This is a genomic window from Desulfuromonas sp. CSMB_57 (assembly GCF_020194955.2).
GTDB lineage: Bacteria > Desulfobacterota > Desulfuromonadia > Desulfuromonadales > Syntrophotaleaceae > JAFCIY02.
The window spans coordinates 1-7,582 of record NZ_JAFCIY020000071.1 but is presented as its reverse complement, the minus strand read 5'-3'; the positions used below and the strand labels follow the sequence as shown (position 1 = coordinate 7,582).

Below are 7,582 nucleotides of genomic sequence, written 5' to 3'. Positions count from 1 at the left end.
AACGACCAAATTATCAATGGCGACAAAGTCGACGCCTTCCGTTTCCAGACCCAGCTGCTTTTCTAAGCTGATAGGCATGTCCGGCAAAGGGGCCCCGAAAAGGGCCCCTTTGTTTGGTTTTTTGCCGTTGCATCTGACTTCAAAAATCCCCGCCAAAATTAGATTTCATCCCCAAACAAATACATAAACCTTCTCAAAATAAAAATGTATTCACTTGCGATTTTTTGACAACCGTTGTATATACCGAAAAATATCGCGACCAAACAACTTTTTGAATCAGGTGCAATGGACTGGATTTTTGGAATGATATCCGGGCTCGCGTCAAGACCAAGTTCATGCAAAGGAGGTGAGGCAAGCGAAGCACGGTTCGTCGATTCACCAATCGATCGGCCGGATATTTGGACGCTTGATGGGCCCTTTTGCTACAGCGTCCCAACCGGGTATCGGGTCAAGCCCCGATAATCCCTCATTTTTATTTAATTTTTGAGATGGAAGGAGCGTAACCGTGAAAAAGATGCGTATTGCCCTGGCGACGCTGGCCGCCGTGGCCGTTGCAGCCCCCGCCATGGCCCTCAATGTGGAGTGGCATGGCGATCTCAACAACCGTTTTTCCTACAGCACCCAGGCGGATCTTTCGAAGCGCGTCGTGAATGACACCCATAATTATCTGAGCGTGGGTGGATTTTCGAACTATTCGGGGATCCTCACCTCGACAACCCGTCCCGTGGATACCAAAAAGAACCGGAAGGACAGTGACTTCTTCGGGGAAATCAAGTACCGCATGAATCTTGATGTCTCCGACGATGACAAAAAAGTCAAGGGCGTGGTCGGTTTCGAATTCGGCAGCGCCAAGTTCGGCAATGCCGACATGCCCTTCGGCGGCGACCAGAACAATTTCGAATTGATGTGGGCCTACACCGATATCCAACTGCCGTTCGACCAAGCCTCCCGCCTCATCGTCGGCCTGCAGCCGGTCGGCTACAATTATACCCTCTGGACGGACAACGCCGGTGGGGTGAAGTGGGTGCGCAAGGACGGCAACTGGGGCTACAGCCTGGGTTGGTTCCGCAACGACTGGGGTGGTGCCAACAAAAACGATGCCGGCGGTGACAAGAAGAGCGAGTACGATGATGCTTTTGTCGGTGACATGACCTATACTTTCAACAATGGCAACAGCCTCAATGCCTTTGTTATTTTCATGGATCAAGGTCGAGAAGCGAAAACCTTTGCTAATGGCGGCTTTGTCGATGGAGGCTTGGCCGGCCAGATTACCGATGCACGGGATTCCCAGATTTGGCTGGGGCTGTCCGGCAAAGGCAAATGGAACAATTTCAGCGGTCTGTTCACCGGCATCTATCTGACCGGTGAAGTCAAGACCAAAGGAACGATTGAAGACAATTTCGATCGTGAAGCCTACCTGTTCCACGGCCAGATCGACTACAAGATGGACAAGACCACCTTCACCCTCGGCGGCCTGTACACTTCCGGCGACAAGAACCCCAACGACGGCAAACTGAAAAACTTCGATGTCATCGATGCCACCACCGGCTTCATCGGTTCCGTGGTCATCTTCGACAACCTGGCCGACGACAACTCCTTCACCCAGGCCCCCTACCTGTTCGACAAGGGCTACGCCCTGCTCTACGCCGGGGCGCGTCACGAACTGACGAAAAAGGCATGGGTGTCGGCCCGCTACCTGTGGCACAACACGGCGGAGGATCTCGTGACGGCGCAGGGCAGCGGCGATGAAGTCGGCCATGAGTTCGTGCTGGGTGCCGGCTACCAGATCATGAAGGGCCTGACCGCCGAAATCGCGGCCGGCTACCTGATTGCCGGCGATGCCTGGGACGCTCTGTCCAGCACCGGCAAGGCTGACGATGTGTTCCGCACCGACGCCAACATCCGTTTCCGTTTCTAGTTCCAGGATTGCCTCACTGCAGGCGATATGATAATAATGTTGGGCCGGGCCTTTGCCCGGCCCTTCTTTTTGGCCTAAGGCGTCCTAACCCAATCCTGACACTGTAAAATCTATCCAAGGGAGGTTGTGCTTTGTCCACCAGAGTGAGCATCGTTATCGCTGTCCTGCTGGTCCTGGTGACCGGCACCGTTCAGGCCGGAACGCTCGAAGAAATTGTTCAGGACCTGCAACCCGTACCCGGCTACGTGGTGCTGCCGGTGCAGGATGAATTTCTCATCGACCTGGCCGCCTCCCATGGCGTGACCAACGGTGATCTGTTCTCCGTCGTGGCACCGGGCGAACCGATTACCCACCCGGTGACCGGCAAGTTGCTGGGCACCCTGGACGGCAGCAAGGGGCTGCTGCAGGTCACCCAGGTCAAGAGCGGCTTCAGCCACGCCCGCCCCCTCGGTCAGCCCGGCGCCATCGTGCGCGGTGACGCCATCCGCCGCTACGACGGCCTGCGTGCTACCTTCTGGGATTATACCGGGCAGGGTGAAGAGTTTTACGGCCGGTTGAAAGCCGCCCTGCCGGCCCTGCGCTGGCAGTCCTATGGTCCCGCCCAGGCGGAAAAACCGGGTCAGGCCGGCGCCGTCGGCAAAACCGCCAGCGATCTGGTGGTAGTGCTCACGGCCCGCAACCTGACCGTTCGCGATGCCTCCGGCAGCGTAATTCGCAGCTATCCCGCCCCTCCGTTGGCAGCCGTACCGAGCGCCATGGCTCCCGTGCCGGTGGCGGCGCCAGTGGTGGCGGCACCGGCCCCCGTAGCCCCCGCAGCCGCACCCTATCGCCTTGAGCAACCGCCGGCACCGGGCAGCGTCCGCTATGAAGCGGCGTTTCCCGGCTTCCAGGTCCTCGGCAACCCCGGCTTCGCCGTGGTCATGGCCGACTTCGTCCGCGAGAATTCCGAACTGTTGATGGCTGCCACCGACGGCGCACGCATCAAAATCCAGAAAATCTACGGCGGCATCAATACCCTGACCGAGGTTGAAGTGGCCGGACTGCCCCAAGTGGTCGGACTGCACTGGTGGCAGCCTCAGGCCGGCCTGGTCTACCTGGCGGTTTCCGCCTGGAAAGACACCCAGATGGCTTCCGCCCTGTATCGGTTCGAGAACAACCGCCTGCTGCCCATCAGTGAAAATCTGTCGCATCTGTTCGGCAGTTTCGACCGCGACGGCGACGGTCGCCGGGAAACCCTGCTGGCTCAGAACATGGATCGGGAACTGTTCTGGGGTACGGTGGTCCGTCAGGTCTCCGTGCAGGGGAACAGAATCAGCCTCAACACCCCATCCTTTGAGCTGCCACGACGATTCACCGTCGGCGGCAGCACCATGGTCGACCTGACGGGCAACGGCAAACCGGAAACCGTGGTGGTCCGCGACGGTCTGCTCTACATCTATGCCGGCAGCAAGGAAATTTACCGATCGGCCAAGCTGATGGGCGGAAGTCTGGCCCGCTTTCCCTACCAGGTACACCCTCAGGCCTACTATACCCCCACCAACTTCGCAGTTGTCGAAGTGCCGCCGGTAGCGGCGGATTTGGATGGCGATGGCCGTCCGGAACTGCTGGTGGTCGCTTCCGACAGCGGCATGTTTTCCGCTCCGGGATTAAGCGCCAATGTGCGTAAAAGCTGGCTGGCGGTATTGAAATACCGCGACAACACCTTCGTTAAGGGCAACCTTGGTGAGGAGATGTCCAACCCCTTGCAGGGCCTGACGGTGCAGGACCAGCGGGTCCTGTTCGTTGCCACCGAACCCGGTTCGGTGTTCGGCAAGGGGGGTGAAAGCCAAATTCTGGTTTTTTCCCTGGCGCACTAACGACTCAGCTGCAGAACGCTCCTCCGGCCCATCCACCGTCGTTATTTAAGCTTCGTAACAAACTCCCCATCCTCCTTCACGAACCAGTCGTGAAGGAGGATTTTTTTTGTTAATTTGACGGTCCTTTTCGGGGATGTTAGACTTTAACGCGTTATATGTCTCACCACCTAACCGCTTCTGGCCGTAAAACTCCCGGTTTCTCATCCACAAATTAACAAAAGGAGCCCCCATGAAAATCACATTGCGTTTGTTGACGGTGGCATTGTTATTGACCTGCATGACCGCCACTGCCTGGGCCCAAGAGCGTTTGCGTCTCTCCACCACTACATCAACGGACAACTCCGGTTTGCTTCAGGTAATGCTGCCGGTGTTTGAAAAGAAACACAACGTGAAGGTGGATGTCATTGCCGTCGGAACGGGAAAGGCTCTCAAGCTTGCAGAGGCAGGGGATGTCGACGTAACTCTGGTGCATGCCCGTGAACTGGAGGATAAATTCGTCGCGGACGGCTTCGGCGTCAACCGTCGAGATGTCATGTATAACGACTTCGTGCTCCTGGGGCCGGCCAAGGATCCGGCTCGTGTCAAGGAAGCCCAAACGGCCGCTGACGCCTTCGGCAGAATTGCCAGGACCAATGCACGGTGGTGGGGGCCCAAGACCCGGTTCATCTCCCGCGGCGACGAATCCGGCACCCATGTCATGGAAAAGGCTCTCTGGAAGGCCTCCGGAGTGGCGCCCAAAGGCAGGTGGTACGTGGAAGCCGGGGCCGGCATGGGCGAAATCATCAACATGGCCACCGAGCAGCAGGCCTATACCCTCAGTGACCGCGGTACCTATATTGCCTACCAAGGGAAAACGGATCTGCAAATCCTGTTTGCCGGCGACAAATCCATGTTCAACCCCTATGGCATCATTGCCGTCAATCCGGCCAAACACCCGCATATAAAATATGATTTGGCCATGGCCCTGGTTGAATTCATGACTTCCGCCGAAGGACAGAAGATCATTGAAAACTTTAAGCTCAACGGACAGCAGTTGTTTTTCATCTACAAATAAGTTAAGGAGCCGCCAGTGGCGGCATTGGCAATAAGATGGGACACCCCGCCGGCAGCACTCGGCGGGGTGTCCCATCTTATTGCCAACCAAAGGATAACGTTCAGCCTTGACTGGCACTGGAAAAAAAAATCCTCCCTCTCTGTTGCTCATCGAGAGGGAGGATTTGATATGAAATTTTTGTTGATGGAGATCGACTATGGGCCGAGTTGGGCCTCCCGGCTACTTGTCGAACTGGCGAGCATATTCAGCGTCGTTGTAAAGACCCTGGCCATGTTCGGCCTTGCCATAGTCACGCATGATCTGCTGGCCGGCGGGCGAAGCCACAAATTTGATGAATGCAGCGGCCGTGGCGGCGCCATCGGTAGCACCTGCGGGTTGGGACAGGGCGTGATAGGTGTTAACGATAAAACTGTCTCCTCGATACAAAACCTTCAGATTCTTCATGGCGGCCTCTTCCGCAACCCAGGTGCTGCTGTCGGTCATGAAGTAACCCCCCTCATCGTTGGCGCGCTTGAGGGTTGCGGTCATAAACTCCCCGGTTACCACATACCATGCCCCTTTAGGCTCGATGCCGGCCCTTTTCCAGATATCCATTTCTTTTTTGTGGGTTCCGGAATTGTCCCCCCGGGAAAAAAAGCGGGCCTGTGCCGCGGCGATGCGCGCGTAAGCATCCGCTGCGCTGGTGGCCTTGGCGAGGCCGGCCGGATCCGTCGCCGGACCGACGATGAAAAATTCATTGGATCCAATCAGCGTGCGATTGGCCGCCCACCCTTCGGCAACCGCTTTTTTTTCAGCCTCGGGGGCATGCACCATGATCATATCGACCTTTTTTTCCTGGAGCAATTTCAAGGATTCGCCCGAGCCGGCCTTGACCCAGTTCAGTGTCGCATTCTGCTGTTGCCCGAAGGCTTCGCCCAGGGCCTGAAGCAGGCCCAGTTCCCCTGGGCTGCCGGTCGCCAGACTGAAGTGGTTCTCGCCTTTTCCATAAACCCCGGCAAAATGGCCCTTGGCCAGGGCGGCATTGGTCAGAAGCAGCAGGAATAGCCAGACAAAACCGACATGAACCAATTTGCGCCCGATCATGGTGTTCTCCTTTAGAAAGACAGGTTGAAGGTCCCTTCGAGACAGAACCGTTTCATTTCGTTATAAGTTAAAAAATATAACGAGGTCAATACTACTTTTCCGCGCCAATGCGCTCAACAGACCCTGTAATAAAATTGGGAGGAACGTCAAGTTGTTCTTTGAGGGCAGGGTAGAAGGTCTTGTGCCAATGTTTAATTTGGTGCATTAAAATGAAACGGCCTTGGGGTTTTCTCCAAGGCCGTTTGGTTAATTACTGAAATTAGTGACCAAATGGTTATTCGTCGTCTTCATCCACATCGTGTTTGGGACCTCGCGGCAAAGCCACCATTTCGGCCCCGATACCCTCGGCAATGGCTTTCAATTCACTCATCCGCATGTGCTTGCCATAGACCTTGAGGTCGGTGCCGGCAATGGCCACGATAATATAGCGCGGCTGCTTGGCACCATCAGCCATTTTCTGCCGTTCACGATAAAAAATTTTCCCGCTCATGATCAACCTCCTCGCTAGGGTGTACCGCACTCTAATAGCGGTAGATACGGGTCAAGCGTACCATGGAATATGGTTTGCGGCAAGTTTCTCAGGCGGTGACCAAGGTTCCGATCCGCTCCCCGCAAATGGCTTTTTCCAGATTCCCCGGTTGATGGCCGTTGATGATGCGCAACTCTTTCACGCAGGCGGCATCGCGCAGCAAATAGAGAAGCTTGCGTTCGAAGACCATGTCCTCCAGGTCCATGGCGATCAATTCGTCCGCGGTCGCCTCCTCGATGAGTTCCGCCTTGGGATTGACAAAAGGATTTTCGGTATAAAGGCCATCCACGTTTTTCAGCAAGATACAGCTTTTGGCGCCAAGGACCTCGGCCATGAGAAAGGCCCCGGTATCCGTGCGGTGCGGAGGGATCAGCCCGCTGCCGGGGGGATGTTCGAACAGTCCGTAGGGCGGGGTGCCGTGGGTGACGGGAAGAATTCCAAGCCTTAACAGGGTTGGCAGTTCCAGCAGGTCGTCACTTTTGATGCGTGAACCACCCCATTGGGACAACAGCAGGGCGACGATTTCCGCATTCTGCTCGCTGATTTTGCCGGCCAGTTCGGCCAGCACCCCCGTCGGCATGCCAAGGTCGATACCGATGTCCAGAATGTGGCGGACCCGCACTCCGCCGCCGGTCACAATGAGCATTTTGTATTTTTGGAATAGGGTCCCTATCTCCTCCATGAGGGGCAACACTACATCCCGTCCGTAATCGATGGTGCCATGTCCGCCAATCTTTACCACGTGCAGATCCGGCACCAGGCGCAGCGTCGAAACCCGCCGGCGGTCTTTCATCAGACTTTTTCGTACCAGGGATTCGCCCTGCAGCTTGCTCTTTATTTCTTTGCGTGGGGTCATTGGCAGCAGTCCTCCTGAAGGATGGTTGCTCGGATAATTGTTCGTAATAGCCTACAGCATATGCCGCCATTTTGCAGCAAGATTGAAGCCTCCCGTCATGCCCACATTCCGGGTTTGTTTTTCCTGTTTCCGCGTTATATACTTGAGAACATTATGAAGACATTGATTCGCTAAACGACAGTCTCCGCCGGCTGCCTTTTTCTGTTAGGTAAAGGAGTGATTCGTGGACTTTCTGCTGGAATCCCTGCTCGCCTCCCTGGACCTGATCCTGGCCATGGACCGCGAA

6 protein-coding genes are annotated in these 7,582 nt (G+C 56.0%); 3 read left to right on the top strand and 3 right to left on the bottom strand.

The window, feature by feature from the left end; all coding sequences use genetic code 11:
• Window positions 1-514 precede the first annotated feature (514 nt).
• From JQN68_RS14075 to JQN68_RS14065, 3 genes are all read left to right on the top strand, one after another.
• Window positions 515-1,918, top strand: coding sequence for an alginate export family protein (locus JQN68_RS14075; protein WP_225073624.1), 1,404 nt, complete (start codon window positions 515-517; stop codon window positions 1,916-1,918).
• A gap of 131 nt (window positions 1,919-2,049) precedes the next feature.
• A complete protein-coding gene (locus tag JQN68_RS14070; protein WP_225073619.1) occupies window positions 2,050-3,774 on the top strand; it encodes an FG-GAP repeat domain-containing protein in 1,725 nt (574 codons plus the stop codon).
• Between the two features lie 229 nt (window positions 3,775-4,003).
• The gene (locus tag JQN68_RS14065; protein ID WP_225073620.1) at window positions 4,004-4,828 is read left to right on the top strand and encodes an ABC transporter substrate-binding protein; all 825 of its coding nucleotides are present in this window, start codon (window positions 4,004-4,006) and stop codon (window positions 4,826-4,828) included.
• 219 nt (window positions 4,829-5,047) lie between these two features.
• Here JQN68_RS14065 and JQN68_RS14060 read toward each other — a convergent pair whose 3' ends face one another.
• The 3 genes from JQN68_RS14060 to JQN68_RS14050 form a co-directional block, all read right to left on the bottom strand.
• Complete coding sequence (locus JQN68_RS14060) at window positions 5,048-5,911, bottom strand: ABC transporter substrate-binding protein (protein ID WP_225073621.1); 864 nt, start codon at window positions 5,909-5,911, stop codon at window positions 5,048-5,050.
• A 274-nt stretch (window positions 5,912-6,185) separates the two neighbouring features.
• A complete protein-coding gene (locus JQN68_RS14055) occupies window positions 6,186-6,401 on the bottom strand; it encodes a hypothetical protein (RefSeq protein WP_225073622.1) in 216 nt (71 codons plus the stop codon).
• Window positions 6,402-6,489: 88 nt separating this feature from the next.
• The gene (locus JQN68_RS14050; RefSeq protein WP_225073623.1) at window positions 6,490-7,296 is read right to left on the bottom strand and encodes an amino acid kinase family protein; all 807 of its coding nucleotides are present in this window, start codon (window positions 7,294-7,296) and stop codon (window positions 6,490-6,492) included.
• Between the last annotated feature and the right edge of the window lie 286 nt (window positions 7,297-7,582).

Excerpts from the sequence above, each read along its gene's own strand:
- JQN68_RS14075 (WP_225073624.1), top strand. The coding sequence starts at position 515 with ATGCGTATTGCCCTGGCGACGCTGGCCGCCGTGGCCGTTGCAGCCCCC.
- JQN68_RS14065 (WP_225073620.1), top strand. The coding sequence starts at position 4,004 with ATGAAAATCACATTGCGTTTGTTGACGGTGGCATTGTTATTGACCTGC.
- JQN68_RS14060 (WP_225073621.1), bottom strand. The coding sequence starts at position 5,911 with ATGATCGGGCGCAAATTGGTTCATGTCGGTTTTGTCTGGCTATTCCTG.
- JQN68_RS14055 (WP_225073622.1), bottom strand. The coding sequence starts at position 6,401 with ATGAGCGGGAAAATTTTTTATCGTGAACGGCAGAAAATGGCTGATGGT.
- JQN68_RS14050 (WP_225073623.1), bottom strand. The coding sequence starts at position 7,296 with ATGACCCCACGCAAAGAAATAAAGAGCAAGCTGCAGGGCGAATCCCTG.